Source organism: Acidianus sp. HS-5, from assembly GCF_021655615.1.
GTDB lineage: Archaea > Thermoproteota > Thermoprotei_A > Sulfolobales > Sulfolobaceae > Acidianus.
The window spans coordinates 2,368,504-2,385,703 of record NZ_AP025245.1 but is presented as its reverse complement, the minus strand read 5'-3'; the positions used below and the strand labels follow the sequence as shown (position 1 = coordinate 2,385,703).

Genomic DNA, 17,200 nt, shown 5'->3' with positions numbered 1-17,200 from the left:
AGAGACTTTTATTAAATTGAAAAGTGGGGTTTTAGGGGGTATCCCCCTAATGTGGCGGGCCCGGCGGGATTCGAACCCGCGACCACCGACTTAGAAGGCCGGCGCTCTATCCTGGCTGAGCTACGGGTCCACATTATCTGCATTATCTAAAGAATAAAATAAGATTTACGTTTACTTTTTTACTCGTATTCTCTCCAGACCTTACCGCATTTAGTACATTTGTAAAACCTTGTTGCGGGCTCATCTGCAGCTCTGGTCTGTAATATCCAGAAGTAGGCTTCATCGTTTTTGCAGTTGGGGCATATTACTCCTTTTATTTTTTGTGCTCCTTGTGGCATCTCTTCTTCTTCTAAAACCAAGGTTTTTTCAGTTTCTGAGTGCTTTATCTTTGTAGTTATTACTTCTGAAGATTTCATTTCTTCTTCATATCCGCATTTTAGACATTTATATACATTTTTACCATTAATTTTTCTAGGTACCATCATAGAATGACATTTGGGACAGAACTTCATGGAATATCGCCTGACAATACATTAAACTAAGAATTTACTTTATTTATTTTTTGCGATATCTTTTCCACTATAAATCTACACACTTCTTCAAGGTCAGATGATGAAGAGGAAAAATCGTTGACTTCTTTACTTACAGAAGAATTCTTGAACTGTAAAAGCACTTCATTCTTTGTTTTTCCTAAAAAAAGGTGTTCTAAGAATTGCCCTCTAAATACACAAATAGCGGTTATCTTTCCTTCAACGAGCACTGCAGTTCTTCTTTCTTTTTTATTCAATTTTCTTTATTTCCTCTAAGTATTTATTAGTATAATTTTCTGCAATTTCTATAGCTTTCTTAATTGCGTCCATTGGTTTAATTTCTCCATTAGTCATGAGTTTTAATACTATTGAAGTAATTAACGGGTGGGGCTGATAATATGAAGCATAAATTACTCCTTCGACTTTCCTTAAGCTTCCTGCTATAAGATTACCTAAAGTATGTTCTTCTCCTTCAATTTCAATTTCTGCATAAGTATCTGTAGATTTTAATACTTTAATTTGCATATTTCCTCACCATGTAGTTTCCTACTTTTCTCTGTTCTACATTACCGCAATATACACATTTTAAGTGTTCCTCATCTAATTTAACCATCATATGCCCGCAAATTGAGCACTGGGCAAAGATTACTCCAAGATCCTTAGGTTTTATTGTCAAACTAATGGGAGGTACAAACGTTAAAGGTTTTGCCCTTATTACATCTCCCAGTCTTATTGCATCTAAAATCGAATTTATCCTTTTATTGCTTATTTGAGAAATATGTAAAAGTCCAGAAATAGGAGTTATGAATTTTTCTTCCACGCTTACAATATCAACGTTAGCAACGTCTTCCTTTATTAAGTTCACTATTCCGTAAACGTATTTCGCTTTTCTCAAGTTTATCATTATAGATTTTTTAGGAGAGAGTACATTACTCCTCCTGTTTATCATATCGTAAAATACTTTTCCTATAGTCGATGATCTGACATTTCCGTCTTCCTCATAGGATCCTTCACCTGCAGAAAACTCTTCAATCACACCTAGTAATTCTCCAGGGAAAGTTATCTCTCCTTGGTTTTTCATTTTCAATTACCAAGGGAAAATATATGGTTCTAACTTATTATTTATAACCATTCTAGCCTCTCCTGGGGTTAGCACCGGCTTTTCGAAATTATATAAATCATCAGTAGGTAATCTAGGACAAGATGTTACTATGTAAGCGTCTATATAACTCCTGTCAATATTTCTTAAGGAATCTACGCTAAGTACCTTATTACTTATAACATAAACTGTATATCCTTTTTCTTTCAACTTCTTTTCAAAATACTTTACCATTAGAGGCCTATTTTGCCCTACCTTAATTCCTTGAATTATAACCCATGTTTTTGCATCAAGAGCTTGCATTATTTTTGAATACCTTATCTTTAGAATTTTGTTAATTTCGTCAGTCAAGTCTTCTGCCCTTTCTGTATAAGGATCAATATTAATTACTGGCTTTCCGGTGTAAAGTCCTATTCCTAAAGCATGAAATTCGCCGCCCGAAATATTAATGTGAAGATCCACGTCTGAAGGTATAGCTTTATAATCGCAACCCAATACTTGACCGTCTAGCATAAAGGGATTAGAAGGTTTTCCTATTTCTACTTGAAATTCGTTAAAGTGTTCTTTTAATTCTGGCAAGAGCTTTGCATGTTGTATAGTAGCTGATAATGAAATTTTTCTGGGGTGATATTTTTTAGCTAGCTCTTTAGCGTCATTTATCGCTTTTTCTTCAATTTTTAAATTGCTTTCAGTAGGTATGAATACTGTTGGAAACTTTGGGTAATACCATGTGTAAGGCGTGTGTCCAAAGTGTATAATTAAATCTACACCTAGTATTTCTGCTTCATCTTCTGCTATATCGCAGGCTCCCCAGCTTGATTCTCCTGAAATAACGAATTCTACATCTTTTAATCTATTTTCTAATGCGGAAACAATTTCAGTTGAAAAATATCTTAACCCTTCAGGAAATTGTAACAAAACTTTTCTTGCGTTCCTCTTTTTTATTTCCTCTATTACCTTATTCTCGTCAAAAAAATAATTCACTGACTTTTTGCCTCCTGCTTTAAGGGAGTAATAAGTATTTCTACATCTAACGGCAGTTTTTTAGCTGCTATTTCGAAAGCTTCTTTTGCAAAGGCTAAGTGTTCTTTTTTAACTCTCAATAGCATTAACACGTCTCCCTGCTTTACTATCCTTACTGCAGTTCCTATAGGTTTGCCGAATGATAACCTCATTCCATCTTGTAATCTATCTGCCCCAGCGAAAGCCATCATTTTGTTCTCCCTCAAAACATGGTGCGGATATTTCAGCACCCATAGGAAGAAATCAGTTTCGTTTCCTACTAGTTTTGAAATCCTCTTTAGAGCCATTACTCTAGCAGCTTCCAATGCATTGTGCCTTATTTGTCCTATCTCTTTTACAATCATCCTTATCTCATAATCGTAATCCTTATTTGCAGTACCCATAGTGAATTTTGTAATTTTTGGCATTGGTACACCTGGTATGTATTCCTTTCTAGTATAGGCTGGCCCGGAGAAGTGCCTGTAACATTTACCTGGTCTTAACGGCATATGTTTTAATTAACTTAAGAGATATTTAAGCTATCCTCTTATTTTCTAGGATGTTTATAGCTAAATTTGCATGCTCGAGAATTTCATCAGCAGTGTTTCTCAAAGTTAATATATCTTTAGGGGAGGAAATTTCCATTGATATTTTTATATCAGCACAATTTTCGTTGTAATTCATTTCGATTTCCATGCCTTTCGGTATGTTTATATTATCTACTTTTAGACTGTTTATTATTTCTTTTGCATATCGATTTTGTATTTGTATACTAATTTCAGCTCTCAACTTCTATCAAGCCTTCTTTTTCAGTGTTAATAAAATACCTTGATGATAATAACTTGTTACCGTCTTTTATTGCTATTGGCTTATCCTTCCTTATCTTTTGCTCTTGCAATAGAATTATCTGTAAAAGGGTAGGTGATTTTAGATTACTATCTACAATAAAGAATTTTTTATCCTCGTTTATAGCTCCTATTGAAAAACCTTTACTTATAATTTCTCTAAATTTATTGATTAATATCCTTGCTATGGGCGGATTTAAAGCAAAATCTACCAAAATTTTTGAGCCTAAGTTGTCTAGGAAATAAATGAAAGAAAAGGCAAGCTCTAATGAATCATAATCCAGGTAGAAGACTCTATCAGTTATTATATCATCTCTAGTGACTTTTGGATTTATCTTCATTATTAAGCTTACAACCTTGAAGATCAATGTGTTTAAAGTTCCTTCATTAAGTTCTGTTAATTTAGAGAGTTCATCTATTCCTATTTCATTTATTAGTGATATTGAATTCTCTCTATTTCCAGTAATTGTAGGTATATAAGGATCAAATGACTCGATAAGTGAAAGGAAAATCGGAGCGTTATGATAAGAAGGAATTTTTAAGTTTTTCTCAATAGTTACTCCCAAATTTTCGGAATTCTTCATAACTGAGACTTCCCAGTCCGTAAAATTCCTCCTTTCAAGTATAGCGTCTGATGAAATTCCAGTTAAGATGGGCAGAATATCATCAGTAGTTATTGGAATTACAGACGAAAAAGAAGAATTTCCTATAAACACTTCAGTATTTTTGAATCTAATAGACTTACCTCCATTATTTTGAATAAATTCTAATTCACAATTGGTAGAGGAAAATGATATCGCGGAAGATTTTTCCATGTATTTTAAAATTAAAGAGGCAGAAAGTATTGCATCAACATTATAAGGAATTTTTATGCATATGCTTTCTTCTTTATTAATACTTTCTATTAGTTTCTTTGCTTCTTCAAGGGTCGGCTCTTTTATAAAGTTCTCCATCTTTCTTTATTTTATCTATATCTTTTTTAAGTTCACTAAAACTGATTTCCCTCAGGAAAATAGAACCTAGAGCATAACTGGCATATTCTAGTATAACTATATCGAAAACGTAAGAAGAAGGAATTACTATAGCTAATGCTAATTCTGATACTCCTGAGGCTCCAGGTATAGGGAAGAGAGTAGCCGCAAAGTAAGCCATTGTTACTAGGACATCGTAAAAATAGTTAGGAATTAGAGGATATAAACCAGCGCTTAACACTAAATATCCTAGAAAAGACAAGGCCATATACATTGTAAATTTCTTATTTCCTATTGAGTTTTTTATACTATCCTTTCCTTGTAGTAAAAGGAAATAATACTGATCTATTTTTATTAGTCTCATTAGCCTCTTTTCCGTTTCAACATGTTTTCCTGCGGTTGAATAAACGTAAGTTATACCTATACTCCATCCTACTATATTGCCCAATGCCACTAAAATATACAGAAACTCAAGATAATAGAATTTTAGCGGAAGTATGGCTATAAATAATATTGCACCGGAAATAACGTCGAAAGGGGCTTCTGCAATAGATAAGCTTAAACTTTCTATTAAATTCTTTTTTTCTAAATTATAAATAGCAGCCCTTGCTAGTTCCTGTCCTGCCCAGCCTGGAATTAACAGTGAGCTTGCATTGCCGAATAATCTGGCTTTAAATGCGTTTTTATAGGATACCTCTGCAATATATTTATCTCTTAATGCAATAATAGACATTTGTAGTATATATGCCGTTAAAAAGCTTAATATCACTATATAATTAATTTTATCTAGTGCCAGAATTATATTTACATGGAATATTAATGAGTAAATGAGCAACGCTAGAAAAGGCAGTATTACTGTGATGATGTTTTTCCAATTCATCCGCATTTTTACGCTATCCTCTTTTTAAAACATTTTTGGTTATAGCAAATGATATAATCGCCGTTACACTTATATAATTCAGTACCGTTAGAGGAAAATATCTTATCGCCTTCAGCCTTTTCAACCCTAGTTAAACCACAATTTATTTCCATGTTTTTTAAATATTTATATTCGTGAAGAGAACAAGCCTCGCATTTCGGATTTCTGTTCATATTAATTTTATCGATTCTGAGTTCTTTCAAATCTACAAGTATTAATTCATCTTTAGAATAACCTCTTAAATAGTTTATAAACAACTGAACTTGAATGGATGCTAAGAAATTAGGAACCACAGTAGTAGTTCCAATTATATCACAAGCGTTTCTAATATCTAATGGTTGCAAAAAGCATGATAAGCATGAAGTCTTTTCAGGAATAACTAATTTAGCATTGCCATATTCTCCAGAAATTCCTGCATAAATCAAAGGTTTTCCGTATTTTACGCATGCATCATTAAGGATAAGCCTATAATTTACGTTGTCCAGTCCATCAAAAACAACGTCAACATCTTTTACAAGGTTTTCAGCATTAGTTTCATCTATGATGTCGAAAATTGGCTCAATTTTCACTTCAGAGTTTATCTTCTCTAAATATTCTTTACAAGCAATAATCTTAGGTTTCATTATATCTTTTTCAGTAAAAATATGAGTTCTATGTAAATTGCTCAATTCTACAACGTCAGCATCTACAATCTTTAATTCTTTTACTCCTAATCTGACTAAAAGTTCTGCAATAGAACTACCTAAAGCTCCGCAACCCGCAATCAAGACTTTAGCGTTCATAATTCTATCTTGAACGTCAATTCCAAGGGCCAATAACTGCCTAGAAAACCTATCCATATATAATAATGAAAATTTATTAAATAAGAATTTAGGTATTTATAGGGGTCTTGATGTCACACCAATGGGTGAGCGTGATGGAATTCCAATATCAATAGATGAATTAAATAAGTTAAAGGCAATAGCAGAAAGAGCTAGGAGAAATGTTATAAAGATGCAGTTCTATGACCACTCCATACATGTAGGGTCTTCTTTAAGTAGTATAGAAATTTTAACTACGCTAATCTTCAGATACATAAGAGATGCTCAAGAAAAGATAAATAAAGATTGGTTAATATTAAGCAAAGGTCATGCAGCTCCAGCGCTATATGCAGTACTTCATGAGAAAGGTTTAATTAAAGAAGAAGAATTATGGAAGATCCAGGCAATTGATGGCATATTGCAGGGTCATCCTGAAGTCTACATTCCTGGAGTTGATATGTCTACTGGAAGTTTAGGTCAAGGATTAAGTTTCGGTATAGGAGTTGCTACAGGTGTAAAAATGGCAAAAGGTAATGGTAGAGTATTTGTAATGATGGGTGACGGAGAACAAGATGAAGGTGAAGTATGGGAAGCAGCTACTCACGCAATCGCAAGAAACCTTGATAATCTAATTGCATTTATAGAGATTAACGGCTATCAGCTTGATGCAAAAACTTCTGAAGTGAAACCTAAGGATTTCCTTCCAGAAGTTTATAAGGCTATAGGATGGAGAACATTCTCATGTGATGGGCACGATATACTCAGCATAATTAATGCAATAGAAGAAGCATTAAAGGCAAGAAAACCTGCAATAATTTTCGCAAAAACACTCAGGGGTAAAGGTTTTACTCCAATTGAAAATACTAAAATGCAAAGGGCGAGTCCAGATGTTGCAAGGCAGTTTCTACTCAATACGTGAAGCTTTCGGAAGGACATTAACGAAGCTAGGAGAAGAAGATAAGGACATTGTAGTAATTACTGCGGACGTTGGAGATTCTACTAGAGCTTTATACTTCAGAGAAAAGTTCCCAGATAGGTACTTTAATGTAGGTATTTCAGAGCAAGATATGGTGAATTTTGCCGCAGGGTTAGCTGCTGTAGGCAAAAAACCGGTAGTTGCTGATTTTGCAATGTTTACCATGAGAGCATGGGAGCAAATAAGGAATACGTCAGGGAGGATGCGCCTTAACGTTAAGTTTACGGTAACTCATTCAGGCTATAGTGATAGTGGGGACGGATCTAGTCACCAAGCGTTAGAAGACATAGCATTAATGAGGACTATACCTAACTTTAAAGTGGTTGTTCCTGCAGATGCAGCTGAAGTTGAGAGAAGTCTTCCAGTAATTATCAATGAGCAAGGGCCTATATATTATAGAATGGGTAGAGAATATTCTCCATCTATAACTGCAGGCATGGATTACAAGTTTGAAATAGGCAAGGCTTATGTTTTGAAGGATGGAGATGACTTAGCAATAATGGGAGCTGGAGTAGTATTATGGGACGCTTTAAAGGCTGCAGAAGAACTGGAAAAGATGGGAATTTCAACTGCAGTAATTAACGTTCCGACGATTAAGCCCATGGACGAGAATACTATAGAATACTATGCTAGGAAAACTGGCAGAATAGTTACAGTAGAGGAGCACACAATATACGGAGGAGTTGGTTCCGCTATTGCTGAAGTTGTAGTGCAAAAATATCCTGTATCAATGAGGTTTGTAGGAAGTACTACTTTCGGAAGATCTGCAAGAAGCGAAAGAGAATTATTGGACTACTATGGCATAAACGCTGAGAACATTATTAAGAAGGCATTAGAGTTGATGAAATGAGCGAACTCGAAAATTTGAGAAAAGAAATAGAAGAAATTGATGAAAATATAATAAAACTATTAGCTAGGAGGTTTCAAGTTTCGCAGGAAATCGGTAAAATAAAAAAGGAAAAAGGTCTTCCGATAACTGATGAAAATAGGGAATCTAAGGTTAAAGAAAATTGGATAACATTTGCCAGAAAATACGGTATTCCTGAAACGTTCGTTGAATCGTTTTTAACAATGATTTTTTCATATTCTAAATTATATCAAATAAATCCTAAATCTAAAAGAAGAATTGTAATTATTGGTTACGGTGGCATGGCAAGGTCACTTTCCTCGCTTTTCAAAATATCTGGACAAGAAGTAGTAATAACTGGGAGAAATTTGAAAAAAGCAGATGCACTTTCTTCTGAATTTAATTTTGTAACAATGAGCATAAATTCTGCTTTAAGCTGGGGAGAAATTATAATATCAACTTTACCTCCATCTGCATATTTTTCCGATTTTATGGACGAGGCTTATAAAAAGATTAAAGGCAAAATTTTTATGGATATAACATCATCAAAAGCGAAAATTTTTGATGACATAGAATGTAAATCGATAAAATATGATTTCATGTATTTATCGATTCATCCTCTTTTTGGTCCTTATTTGTATCCTGTAGGTGAAAAGGTTGTTTTAATTCCTTCTAAGACTTCAAATTCCGTTGTAAAAAATATTTACGAATTCTTTATAGATAACGGTTTAGTTCCTTTAATTTCCAATTTGAAAGATCACGAAAAAGCAATGAGTATAGTCCAGGTTTTACCGCATTTTTACTTGTTAGCCCTATCTTCAGGAATTCAAGAGCTTTCGAAAGAGCTCGGCGTAGATTTTAGAAAATATGAAACTACAAATTTTAGGGAAGTATATAAAATTATTAGTAGAGTAAACGAAATTAAAAATGTCATTTTGGAAATTCAAGAAAACAACCCTTATGCCGAGAAGGCAAGAGAATTTGGAGTAAGAGAATTAAATAACTTGTACACTCAATTAATGGGGAAGAAAAATGATGCTCTTCATTCTTAAGAATGATAGTTCAACATTAAGGGAGAAAATTAAGGAAAGCTCAGCATCTTACAAATTTTTAGATTTATACGGCAAAAAGCTAGTATTAGTATGGCCAGATGAAGAGGCGGAAAAGATTAATGACGAAAGTATAGAAACGAAAGTTAAAGCTAAGAAATCTTATGTCCTAACAAGCAATGAGTGGAAGAAGGAACCTACTAAAGTTAACATAAAGGATGTAGAAATAGGAGGAGATAAGGTAGTAGTAGCGGCAGGCCCTTGTGCTGTAGAATCTGAGGAGCAAGTTGAGACTGTTGCCAAAGCGGTTAAAAGAGCAGGAGCCTCCTTACTTAGAGGAGGAGCATTTAAACCGAGAACTAGTCCCTATTCTTTCCAAGGTTTAGGAGAAGGAGGATTAAAAATATTGAGAAAAGTCAGTGATGAAGTCGGACTACCAATAGTTACTGAAATAATGGATGCAAGGGACTTGTCCTTATTCAAGCAGTATGATATAGATATGTTACAGATAGGAGCTAGGAATTCTCAAAACTTTACATTACTCAAGGAAGTAGGAAAATTCGGTAAACCAGTTTTATTAAAGAGGGGAATGGCTAACACTGTAGAGGAATGGTTACAGAGTGCTGAATATTTATTGTCTGAAGGTAACGGTAATGTAGTACTGTGTGAGAGAGGAATAAGGACTTTTGAAAAAGCTACAAGATTCACTTTAGATCTAGGAGGAATGGTTGCTGCAAAGATGATGACTCATTTACCTATGTGTGCAGATCCTAGTCATCCTGCAGGTAAAAGAGAATTAGTTCATTCCTTAGCATTAGCGTCAGTAGCAGCAGGAGCTGATATGCTAATAATAGAAGTTCATCCAGATCCAGAAAATGCACTTAGCGATGCTGAACAACAATTAACTCCAGAATCCTTTGAGGTGCTAATGAATAGGATTAAAGCTTTAGCTAATGCTTTAGGTAGGTCTGCATGAGGAAAATAAATGAGGAAATTTGTTGCTCTAAAGTGGATGTTATTGTAAATACTAATTATAAAGAATTTTTGAATTCTATTCATGGAAAGAAGGCAATATTTTACTCAAAAAGCCTTAATATTGATTATAGGGGAGATCTCAACATACCAATAGAGGATGGGGAAAAAGCTAAGGATGTGAGTAATGTCCTTGATCTAGTAAAGACACTTTACGACCATGATTTTAACAGAGGAGATTACGTCATAGCCATAGGCGGGGGTACTGTTTTAGACCTTGTAGGTTTTGTTTCCTCGATATATATGCGTGGACTTAATTTGATTAATATTCCTACAACACTTTTAGGAATGGTAGATGCTGCGATTGGTGGTAAAAACGGAGTTAATTTCGGTAACGCAAAAAACATTCTTGGAACTTTTTATCAGCCTTCATTAATTATAGTAGATTTAAACTTCATTAAAACCCTTCCAGAAGAAGAGGTAAGGAAAGGATTAGCTGAGGTAATAAAATATGCTCTAGTGCTTGATAAGGAACTTTATGATTATCTTGCAATGAACGATAAAAGAGTCCTAGAAAAAGACGAGGACGCACTAGAAGAGATCATCTATAGGTCTATTAAAGATAAGCTTGAAGTGGTAAAAGAAGACGAGAAGGAGACAAAAGGTATAAGAGTTGTCCTAAACTTTGGCCATACTATTGGTCATGCAATAGAAGCAGGGTCTAATTTTACTATACCTCACGGCTATGCAATATCAGTAGGAATGGTATGTGAAGCAAAAATTGCTGAGGAAATGGGATATTCTGAAGAGGGAGTAGTAGAAGACACTTTATGGATGTTAAGCCTTTATGGTTTACCAATAACTCCAGAAAAATTGCCTTTCCATTACTCTAAAGATTTAGCTTTAGCTTCAGTAGAAAAGGATAAGAAGATCAGGGGTAATGAAATTCTTATGCCTTTTCCCACAAGAATAGGAAATTATAAAGTAGTTAGAGTTCCAACAGAGACCGTTAAAGGGTTTGCTTCGCAATGTTTATAGACTACTCTACAAAGCTTTTTGGGATAATAGGTAAAAATATTCCTTACACACTATCCCCTGCAATACATAATTACTCATTCGAAAAGATGGGAATAAATGCAGTCTATCTTGCATTTGATATTAAAGAGGAGGAGAAGTTCAAGGAAATTGCAAAGGGCTTATTGGAAGTAAGCGAAGGGCTTAATGTAACAATACCTTATAAGGAAAAAATAATTCCTCTACTTGACGGATTAAGTAAAGAAGCTGAAGAGATAGGTGCAGTAAATACTATATTTAAGAAAAGAGGATTTAATACTGATTATTTAGCTGTTAAAAGCCTAGTTTTAGAGAAAGGAATAGGCAAAGTTGAGAAAAGTTTGATATTTGGTGCAGGCGGAGCTGCAAAAGCCGCAGCATTTGCTTTGAGCTCTTTAGGGTCAGAAATTTTTATAATTAATAGGACTGTAAACAAGGCTCAGGAATTATCTGAAAGACTAAAGGAAAAAGGATATTCAGCAAAAGTTGTTCCTTCATGCGGTTTTGACTATGATGTCGTAGTTAACTCTACTCCAACTCCATCGTATATTCATGAGGAATGCGTTAAAGGAAAGCTTGCAATAGAGTTCGTTTATTCTCCTCTCTACACTGAGTTTTTAAAAAGAGCTTCATCAAAAGGTTTAAAGACAATTAACGGTCTAGAAATTCTAGTAAGGCAGGCATTGGAAGCGCAAAAGATTTGGTTAGGAAAGTCTTTAAATGATAAGGAAGTGGTGGATTTTCTATATGCCAGGAAACTCATTAGGTAAGGCATTAACTATAACAACTTTTGGAGAAAGCCACGGTCCCGCAATAGGAGTAGTAATAGATGGAATTCCAGCAGGTCTACCTTTAAGCAAAGAAGATATCGAGTTTGAGCTAGCATTCAGAAGGCCGGGAAAACTCTTTGTATCAGGAAGGAGGGAAAAAGATGAGCCGGATATTCTAAGCGGAATTTATAATGGAAAAACTACTGGAGCTCCGGTAGCTATAACGATAAGGAATACTGACGTGATATCTTCCCTATATGAGGAAGTTCACTACAAACCCAGGCCAGGTCATGCCGATCTTCCTTATATAATGAAATATGGTTTTGAAAACTGGGACTATAGAGGAGGTGGGAGGGCAAGCGCTAGGGAAACTGCAACAAGAGTAGCTGCAGGGGCAATTGCAAAGAAGCTTCTAATGCTTACAAATACTGTAATAGCTGGGCATCTAGTTAGCTTGGGAAACATTGAGCTAGAAGAGAAGCCTACATTTGAGGAAATTCTTTGTTCTAAGTACAGTCCAGTCAGAGCTAGTAAAAAATCCTTAGAAGAAAAATATGAGAAATTGCTTATGGAAGCTACAAAGGAAGGAGATAGTTACGGTGGAGTAGCGGAAATTGTTGTTAATAATACTCCTATAGGTTTAGGAGAACCAGTTTTTGATAAGATAAAGGCAGACTTAGCAAAGGCAGTAATGTCAATTCCAGCAGTTGTAGGCTTTGAATACGGCTTGGGATTTAAAGCTACAAAAATGAGAGGAAGCGAAGCTAACGACGAAATAGTGATAAAAGATGGAAGACTTGGATGGAAGTATAATAATGCAGGGGGAATATTGGGGGGTCTGACTAACGGAGAGCAGATGATCCTAAGATGTGCGTTTAAGCCTACTTCATCAATAAGGAAGCCTCAAAAGACTGTTGATTTGAGAACTATGAAAGAGGCAGAAATTTCAGTTATAGGTAGGCACGATCCAGCAGTAGCTATCAGAGGCGTTACTGTAGCCGAAGCAATGGTAGCACTAGTCTTGGTAGATCATGCATTAAGGATGGGAATAATTCCCCAAGTTAAAATAGATGAAAAGCAAGCTTCTGTCATTGAAGAAAATTGGAAGAGGTATATGGACTTATGCAAACCTATGGAGGGGTCTCAATAGTTAATGCTATACCTTCATGGTATGGCTCATCTATGGCAGTGAATTTGAAGGTAAAGGTAGATATTATTAAAGGTAAATATGATGGAGAAAGTAAGCTTGTATCTAGTATTATAAATTTTCTTAAAACTAAATTCGACCTGGAAGATTTTGATGTAAAAATATATTCTGAGATACCTCAAGAGAGCGGTTTAAAAAGTAGTAGTGCAGTTTCTACTGCATTACTCGGAGAAGTTAAGAGGAAATTTAACTTGGACATAGATGTGGTTAAGTATTCTGCAATTCTTTCAATATTAGCAGGAGTTTCTTATACTGGGGCGCTAGACGATGCAACTTCAGCGTATTATGGAGGGATATCGTATACTTATAATAAGGAATTTAAGATAATCAAAAAATCTGAGCCTCCTTCAGATATTTCCATTATAATACTTGCAAGAGGAGGAAGAAATGTTAATTTAAACAAATTGAAAGAGTTTGAGTTAATTTTCCAAGAAATATTTAAAATGTCTTTATCAGATCCAATAACTGCTATGAAGTATAACGGCATACTTGTAGGCGAAATTTTAGGCTATGATTTAAATCTAGTAATGAAAGCATTAAAGCTAGGTGCGTTAGCTTCTGGAGTATCTGGTAACGGTCCTTCAATATTCGCTGTTACTAAAGAAGGCGATGAAGGACCTATATTAGATGAATTTAATCTTTACGGTAAAACAATAGTAACAAAGGCTGTTAAGCTTGAAAGCCAAGATAAGTAATTCTTATATACAAGGAAAAATAAATGCTCCTTTATCAAAAAGTCTAGGAATTAGACTAATATTCTTGTCATTACTGACTAAAGTCGCTCTACATGTAAGCCAAGAGCTTTCAGATGACCTTTTAGTTGCAAGGAATTCTGTGAACGCATTAAAGGAAGGAAAAGATTACGTCTATTTGAGAGGATCTGCAACTACTTTAAGGATGTTTATTCCCATCGCGTTAGCTTTAGGTAAGAGGATAAAGATAGATGGAGATGAGACTTTAAGGAGGAGACCTTTAAGTGCTATTATTAAGGCATTAAGATCTGCAAAATTCTCTTCAAATTCTTTACCCCTCATAATAGAAGGTAAATTGGAGAATGAGACAGAAATAGAGGGCTGGGAAAGTAGTCAGTACATTTCTGGACTAATCTATGCCTATCACATGATAGGAGGAGGGAAAATTAAGATAATCCCGCCCATCTCGTCAAGGAGTTATATAGAGATGACTGTTGATCTCTTTAATAGGCTAGGTTCAGACGTTAAATTTGAAGGAAACGAAATTTACGTTAACCCTAAACCTTTAAGAAGCTATGAAGGAGAAATTCCAGGAGATTATGCGCTAGCCTCCTTTTATGCGCTAGCCTCCTTACTAACAAAAGGAAAAGTTGAAATTTTAGGTCTTTATGATCCGCCGGATTACTTTGGCGATCACAATATCGTTGAAATAATCTCTAAAATGGGTGCTAAAAGTTACTATTTGAATTCTTGGATTGTTGAAGCTACTGACGAATATTTACCGATAAAAATAAACATTAACGATGTTCCAGATCTCGCTATCTCAATAGCTACGCTATCAGCAATTGCCAACGGCAATTCTGAAATACAAGGAGTTGAGAGGTTAAAGATTAAAGAAAGCGATAGGATTTCTACAATAATCTCAACTTTAAGCGAATTCGGGGTTAAAGCTAGATACGTTAGTTCCAGTATAATAATCGAAGGGAAAAAGAGGGAGGAAATTAAAAGAGGTAGAATTATTTGCCCGGCAGACCACAGGATAGCAATGATGTCGGGAGTGCTGTCATTGGTGAATGGAGGGGAAGTTGATAATGCAGAATGCGTAAATAAGAGTAATCCACTCTTTTGGCAAGATTTAATAAAATTGGGAGGAAAAATATCTCTAGAATGAGACCACTAATAGTGGCTTCTCTTCCAATTTATAAGGAAGATGACTTACTTAAAGCGAGGAAGATTAAAGAGGCTGACATGATTGAACTAAGGCTAGATTATTCTCTAAGGCTAATTACTATTGATAGTATAAAATCGATTTTGGGAGATTTAAAAGATAAACTCATTCTGACAATTAGAGACGTTTCTGAAGGAGGAATGAATAAAATAGACGATAATGAAAAGGCGAAATATTTAGAAGAAGCAAACAAGGAAGGTTTTATTTATGATATAGAGGCTTCCTTCTTGGATAGGTTTTCTATTCCGTTCAAAGATGAGATAGTCTCAGTACATTACTTTAACGAACTACCTAGTTATGAGGAAGTAGAGAGAATAATTGAAAAATACTTACCTACTGCAAGATTTGTAAAAGTAGCAGTAATGGGTAAAGGAGAATATAAGGAGCTACTATCTAGGTTTTTAAAATTTGATAAAATTATAGTCTTGCCTATGGGTGTAGATCCTTTAGAAAGGATAGCTTTTGGCATTTTAGGTTCTAAGTTAATTTACACTTTTGTTGAGAAGCAAACTGCTCCTGGGCAAATGCATTATTTTAAAGCTTATGAGATTATATCGTGCTTATATAAAGAGTAGCCCTATTCTATTGTTAATTCATCTCCTTTGCTTGTAACTTTGTAAATTCTAAGAGGTTTTTTTGAAGCTCCTTTAGTAGGTTTTCCATCTTTTATGGAGAAATGTGAAAAGTGGCATTGGCACACGATTTCTTCTCTAATTAAGACTCCGTATTTTTCTAGATCACAGCCTAAGTGGGGGCAATACGCGTCGAAAGCAATGTATTTGTCTCCACCAAGATATAATAAGACTATTTCTCTTTCTTCATTGTTTATATTTACTTTTATTTTAGTTTTATCACCTATTTTCAGCTGAGGCTTTTTGATTTGCATATTTCCTCTTATTTAAGGCTCTCGGTAAAACTAAATAAACGCAAAGGTCTCCGCACATTGTGCAAGAACCTGCCTCAAACTTTTTGTATTGTCTGTATATTCTCTTTGCTCTCTCCTCATCAAAAGTTAAAGAAAACATTTTTTGCTAATATAGAGATGCTCTAGCTTTGCTCATTTCTGTATCAAATTTTCTGGCTTTTTCTCCTAATTTTATAATGTCTCCAGTATGAGCTGCGATTTTAAAAGCAATTAGGCCATCTTTTACTTGATCTGGAGTAGGTAATGAGAGATGTTCTGCTGGAGTTAAATAACATAGCATATCAGCCCCTGATGCAGCAGCTAAAGCTCCGCCTATAGCACCTGCTATATGATCGTATCCAGCAGCTACGTCAGTAGGTAGAATTTCTAAAACGTAATAAGGAACTCCTCCAGTCAGCTGTTTTTCAAGCTTTATGTCCATTTCTATTTGGTCTAAAGGCATATGTCCAGGTCCTTCAATCATTACTTGAACTCCTTTCTCTACTGCCTTTTTAGCCAACCTAGCATTAACTAGTAATTCTCCAACGTGAAATTCATCATGTGCATCATCTATTCCTCCAGGTCTTAATGCATCTCCCAAACTCAATACTGCATCGTAATCTTTTGCTAACTCTAATAGGTAATCAAAATTTGAATACAATGGATTCTCTTTCTCGTTATATATTTCCCATGCAGCTAGTATTGTTCCTCCTCTACTTACTACGCCCGCTGTTCTCTTCTGCAGCTTTTTTAGCTAGGTCTAATGTTACTCCCGTATGTACTGTTACGAAATCTACACCATCCTTAAAATGTTTTTCAATGACGTTAAAGAAATCATCTTCTGTAAAATCAATAACGTACTTCCTTTTAGTTACCATTTCATAGTAAACCTGATAAATAGGTACTGTGCCTACTGGCATTTTCGCTCTTGCTAAAACTTTTTTCCTCATTCCGTCTATGTCTCCTCCGTCTGTTAAATCCATTATTGTATCTGCACCGAATTTATTTGATATCTCAACTTTTTCAATTTCTTCATCTTCATTGTAATGATCTGTTGAAGCTCCTAGGTTAACGTTCACCTTAGTAAATAGTCCTTCGCCTATTGCGGTATATCTTTCCAAGTTATTTCTTACGACGTTTCTAAATATTACTACTCTTCCATTAGCTACCCTATCCCTTATTTTTTCTGGAGTTTCTCCCTCAATTTTAGCTATAATTTTCATTTCTTCTGTAACATTGCCGCTCTTAGCTTCAAGAATCTGAGTTGCCATATATAAGTTACTTAATAAGTTACTTATAATCCTTACGGTGTTACATCATGGATGAAGAGATAAGA

Annotated in this window: 21 protein-coding genes, 1 tRNA gene and 1 pseudogene; 10 read left to right on the top strand and 13 right to left on the bottom strand. The window is 34.9% G+C overall.

Translation table 11 applies throughout. From position 1 onward, the window contains the following. Positions 1 to 52: 52 nt before the first annotated feature. The 11 genes from HS5_RS13205 to HS5_RS13155 all read right to left on the bottom strand — a co-directional run bounded on the left by HS5_RS13205 (position 53) and on the right by HS5_RS13155 (position 6,205). Positions 53 to 130, bottom strand: a tRNA-Arg gene (locus tag HS5_RS13205). A 49-nt stretch (positions 131 to 179) separates the two neighbouring features. Further along, positions 180 to 512 carry a transcription factor S gene (locus HS5_RS13200; protein ID WP_236751830.1) on the bottom strand — a complete coding sequence of 111 codons (333 nt, stop codon included), beginning with the start codon at positions 510 to 512 and terminating at the stop codon, positions 180 to 182. 26 nt (positions 513 to 538) lie between these two features. Next, positions 539 to 787 (bottom strand): hypothetical protein, encoded by a 249-nt coding sequence (locus HS5_RS13195; RefSeq protein WP_236751829.1) that lies wholly within the window; start codon positions 785 to 787, stop codon positions 539 to 541. Continuing rightward, a complete protein-coding gene (locus HS5_RS13190) occupies positions 780 to 1,055 on the bottom strand; it encodes a DNA-directed RNA polymerase subunit L (RefSeq protein WP_236751828.1) in 276 nt (91 codons plus the stop codon). The genes HS5_RS13195 and HS5_RS13190 overlap by 8 nt, the downstream gene beginning before the upstream one ends. Further along, positions 1,045 to 1,611: an exosome complex RNA-binding protein Csl4 gene (locus HS5_RS13185; RefSeq protein ID WP_236751827.1), complete on the bottom strand. Its 567-nt coding sequence runs from the start codon at positions 1,609 to 1,611 to the stop codon at positions 1,045 to 1,047. Before HS5_RS13185 ends, HS5_RS13190 begins: the two co-directional genes overlap by 11 nt. Before the next feature lie 6 nt (positions 1,612 to 1,617). Next, on the bottom strand, positions 1,618 to 2,613 hold the full coding sequence (gene dph2 / locus HS5_RS13180; RefSeq protein ID WP_236751826.1) for a diphthamide biosynthesis enzyme Dph2: 996 nt from the start codon (positions 2,611 to 2,613) through the stop codon (positions 1,618 to 1,620). Beyond that, positions 2,610 to 3,140, bottom strand: coding sequence for a 50S ribosomal protein L16 (locus tag HS5_RS13175; protein WP_236751825.1), 531 nt, complete (start codon positions 3,138 to 3,140; stop codon positions 2,610 to 2,612). The genes dph2 and HS5_RS13175 overlap by 4 nt, the downstream gene beginning before the upstream one ends. 25 nt (positions 3,141 to 3,165) lie before the next feature. Next, on the bottom strand, positions 3,166 to 3,420 hold the full coding sequence (locus HS5_RS14555; protein WP_256445548.1) for a KEOPS complex subunit Pcc1: 255 nt from the start codon (positions 3,418 to 3,420) through the stop codon (positions 3,166 to 3,168). Further along, positions 3,410 to 4,429 (bottom strand): single-stranded DNA exonuclease, encoded by a 1,020-nt coding sequence (locus tag HS5_RS13165; RefSeq protein WP_236751823.1) that lies wholly within the window; start codon positions 4,427 to 4,429, stop codon positions 3,410 to 3,412. Before HS5_RS13165 ends, HS5_RS14555 begins: the two co-directional genes overlap by 11 nt. Continuing rightward, positions 4,398 to 5,327 carry a flippase-like domain-containing protein gene (locus HS5_RS13160; protein ID WP_236751822.1) on the bottom strand — a complete coding sequence of 310 codons (930 nt, stop codon included), beginning with the start codon at positions 5,325 to 5,327 and terminating at the stop codon, positions 4,398 to 4,400. The genes HS5_RS13165 and HS5_RS13160 overlap by 32 nt, the downstream gene beginning before the upstream one ends. An 8-nt stretch (positions 5,328 to 5,335) precedes the next feature. Continuing rightward, a complete protein-coding gene (locus tag HS5_RS13155) occupies positions 5,336 to 6,205 on the bottom strand; it encodes a HesA/MoeB/ThiF family protein (RefSeq protein WP_236751821.1) in 870 nt (289 codons plus the stop codon). Positions 6,206 to 6,269: 64 nt separating this feature from the next. On the opposite strand from HS5_RS13155, the gene HS5_RS13150 reads away from it, so the two are divergent. The 10 genes from HS5_RS13150 to HS5_RS13105 are packed head-to-tail and all read left to right on the top strand — an operon-like array spanning position 6,270 to position 15,535. Next, positions 6,270 to 7,085, top strand: a complete 816-nt coding sequence (locus tag HS5_RS13150) for a transketolase (protein WP_236751820.1) — start codon at positions 6,270 to 6,272, stop codon at positions 7,083 to 7,085. Beyond that, complete coding sequence (locus tag HS5_RS13145; protein WP_236751819.1) at positions 7,054 to 7,992, top strand: transketolase family protein; 939 nt, start codon at positions 7,054 to 7,056, stop codon at positions 7,990 to 7,992. The genes HS5_RS13150 and HS5_RS13145 overlap by 32 nt, the downstream gene beginning before the upstream one ends. Next, on the top strand, positions 7,989 to 9,041 hold the full coding sequence (locus HS5_RS13140; protein ID WP_236751818.1) for a chorismate mutase: 1,053 nt from the start codon (positions 7,989 to 7,991) through the stop codon (positions 9,039 to 9,041). Before HS5_RS13145 ends, HS5_RS13140 begins: the two co-directional genes overlap by 4 nt. Further along, positions 9,022 to 10,014, top strand: coding sequence for a 3-deoxy-7-phosphoheptulonate synthase (gene aroF / locus HS5_RS13135; RefSeq protein WP_236751817.1), 993 nt, complete (start codon positions 9,022 to 9,024; stop codon positions 10,012 to 10,014). The genes HS5_RS13140 and aroF overlap by 20 nt, the downstream gene beginning before the upstream one ends. Then, a complete protein-coding gene (gene aroB, locus HS5_RS13130) occupies positions 10,011 to 11,048 on the top strand; it encodes a 3-dehydroquinate synthase (protein ID WP_236751816.1) in 1,038 nt (345 codons plus the stop codon). The genes aroF and aroB overlap by 4 nt, the downstream gene beginning before the upstream one ends. Further along, positions 11,039 to 11,833, top strand: coding sequence for a shikimate dehydrogenase (locus HS5_RS13125; RefSeq protein WP_236751815.1), 795 nt, complete (start codon positions 11,039 to 11,041; stop codon positions 11,831 to 11,833). The genes aroB and HS5_RS13125 overlap by 10 nt, the downstream gene beginning before the upstream one ends. Further along, positions 11,811 to 12,983, top strand: a complete 1,173-nt coding sequence (gene aroC, locus HS5_RS13120; protein ID WP_236751814.1) for a chorismate synthase — start codon at positions 11,811 to 11,813, stop codon at positions 12,981 to 12,983. The genes HS5_RS13125 and aroC overlap by 23 nt, the downstream gene beginning before the upstream one ends. Further along, a complete protein-coding gene (locus HS5_RS13115; RefSeq protein ID WP_236751813.1) occupies positions 12,956 to 13,735 on the top strand; it encodes a shikimate kinase in 780 nt (259 codons plus the stop codon). The genes aroC and HS5_RS13115 overlap by 28 nt, the downstream gene beginning before the upstream one ends. After that, positions 13,716 to 14,903: a 3-phosphoshikimate 1-carboxyvinyltransferase gene (locus tag HS5_RS13110; RefSeq protein ID WP_236751812.1), complete on the top strand. Its 1,188-nt coding sequence runs from the start codon at positions 13,716 to 13,718 to the stop codon at positions 14,901 to 14,903. The genes HS5_RS13115 and HS5_RS13110 overlap by 20 nt, the downstream gene beginning before the upstream one ends. Continuing rightward, complete coding sequence (locus HS5_RS13105) at positions 14,900 to 15,535, top strand: type I 3-dehydroquinate dehydratase (RefSeq protein ID WP_236751811.1); 636 nt, start codon at positions 14,900 to 14,902, stop codon at positions 15,533 to 15,535. Before HS5_RS13110 ends, HS5_RS13105 begins: the two co-directional genes overlap by 4 nt. A 2-nt stretch (positions 15,536 to 15,537) precedes the next feature. Here the strand turns inward: HS5_RS13105 and HS5_RS13100 are convergent, their stop codons facing one another. Together HS5_RS13100 and thiC are read right to left on the bottom strand one after the other, a co-directional pair. After that, entirely contained in the window at positions 15,538 to 15,846 is a 309-nt protein-coding gene (locus tag HS5_RS13100) for a Rieske (2Fe-2S) protein (protein WP_236751810.1), read from the bottom strand. Then, positions 15,812 to 17,135 (bottom strand): annotated as a pseudogene (thiC, locus tag HS5_RS13095) (phosphomethylpyrimidine synthase ThiC). The gene HS5_RS13100 and the pseudogene thiC overlap by 35 nt, the downstream one beginning before the upstream one ends. Positions 17,136 to 17,200: the final 65 nt, after the last annotated feature.

Excerpts from the sequence above, each read along its gene's own strand:
- HS5_RS13200 (WP_236751830.1), bottom strand. The coding sequence starts at position 512 with ATGAAGTTCTGTCCCAAATGTCATTCTATGATGGTACCTAGAAAAATT.
- HS5_RS13190 (WP_236751828.1), bottom strand. The coding sequence starts at position 1,055 with ATGCAAATTAAAGTATTAAAATCTACAGATACTTATGCAGAAATTGAA.
- HS5_RS13185 (WP_236751827.1), bottom strand. The coding sequence starts at position 1,611 with ATGAAAAACCAAGGAGAGATAACTTTCCCTGGAGAATTACTAGGTGTG.
- HS5_RS13175 (WP_236751825.1), bottom strand. The coding sequence starts at position 3,140 with ATGCCGTTAAGACCAGGTAAATGTTACAGGCACTTCTCCGGGCCAGCC.
- HS5_RS13165 (WP_236751823.1), bottom strand. The coding sequence starts at position 4,429 with ATGGAGAACTTTATAAAAGAGCCGACCCTTGAAGAAGCAAAGAAACTA.
- HS5_RS13160 (WP_236751822.1), bottom strand. The coding sequence starts at position 5,327 with ATGAATTGGAAAAACATCATCACAGTAATACTGCCTTTTCTAGCGTTG.
- HS5_RS13155 (WP_236751821.1), bottom strand. The coding sequence starts at position 6,205 with ATGGATAGGTTTTCTAGGCAGTTATTGGCCCTTGGAATTGACGTTCAA.
- HS5_RS13150 (WP_236751820.1), top strand. The coding sequence starts at position 6,270 with ATGGGTGAGCGTGATGGAATTCCAATATCAATAGATGAATTAAATAAG.
- HS5_RS13145 (WP_236751819.1), top strand. The coding sequence starts at position 7,054 with ATGTTGCAAGGCAGTTTCTACTCAATACGTGAAGCTTTCGGAAGGACA.
- HS5_RS13140 (WP_236751818.1), top strand. The coding sequence starts at position 7,989 with ATGAGCGAACTCGAAAATTTGAGAAAAGAAATAGAAGAAATTGATGAA.
- aroF (WP_236751817.1), top strand. The coding sequence starts at position 9,022 with ATGATGCTCTTCATTCTTAAGAATGATAGTTCAACATTAAGGGAGAAA.
- aroB (WP_236751816.1), top strand. The coding sequence starts at position 10,011 with ATGAGGAAAATAAATGAGGAAATTTGTTGCTCTAAAGTGGATGTTATT.
- HS5_RS13125 (WP_236751815.1), top strand. The coding sequence starts at position 11,039 with ATGTTTATAGACTACTCTACAAAGCTTTTTGGGATAATAGGTAAAAAT.
- aroC (WP_236751814.1), top strand. The coding sequence starts at position 11,811 with ATGCCAGGAAACTCATTAGGTAAGGCATTAACTATAACAACTTTTGGA.
- HS5_RS13115 (WP_236751813.1), top strand. The coding sequence starts at position 12,956 with ATGCAAACCTATGGAGGGGTCTCAATAGTTAATGCTATACCTTCATGG.
- HS5_RS13105 (WP_236751811.1), top strand. The coding sequence starts at position 14,900 with ATGAGACCACTAATAGTGGCTTCTCTTCCAATTTATAAGGAAGATGAC.
- HS5_RS13100 (WP_236751810.1), bottom strand. The coding sequence starts at position 15,846 with ATGCAAATCAAAAAGCCTCAGCTGAAAATAGGTGATAAAACTAAAATA.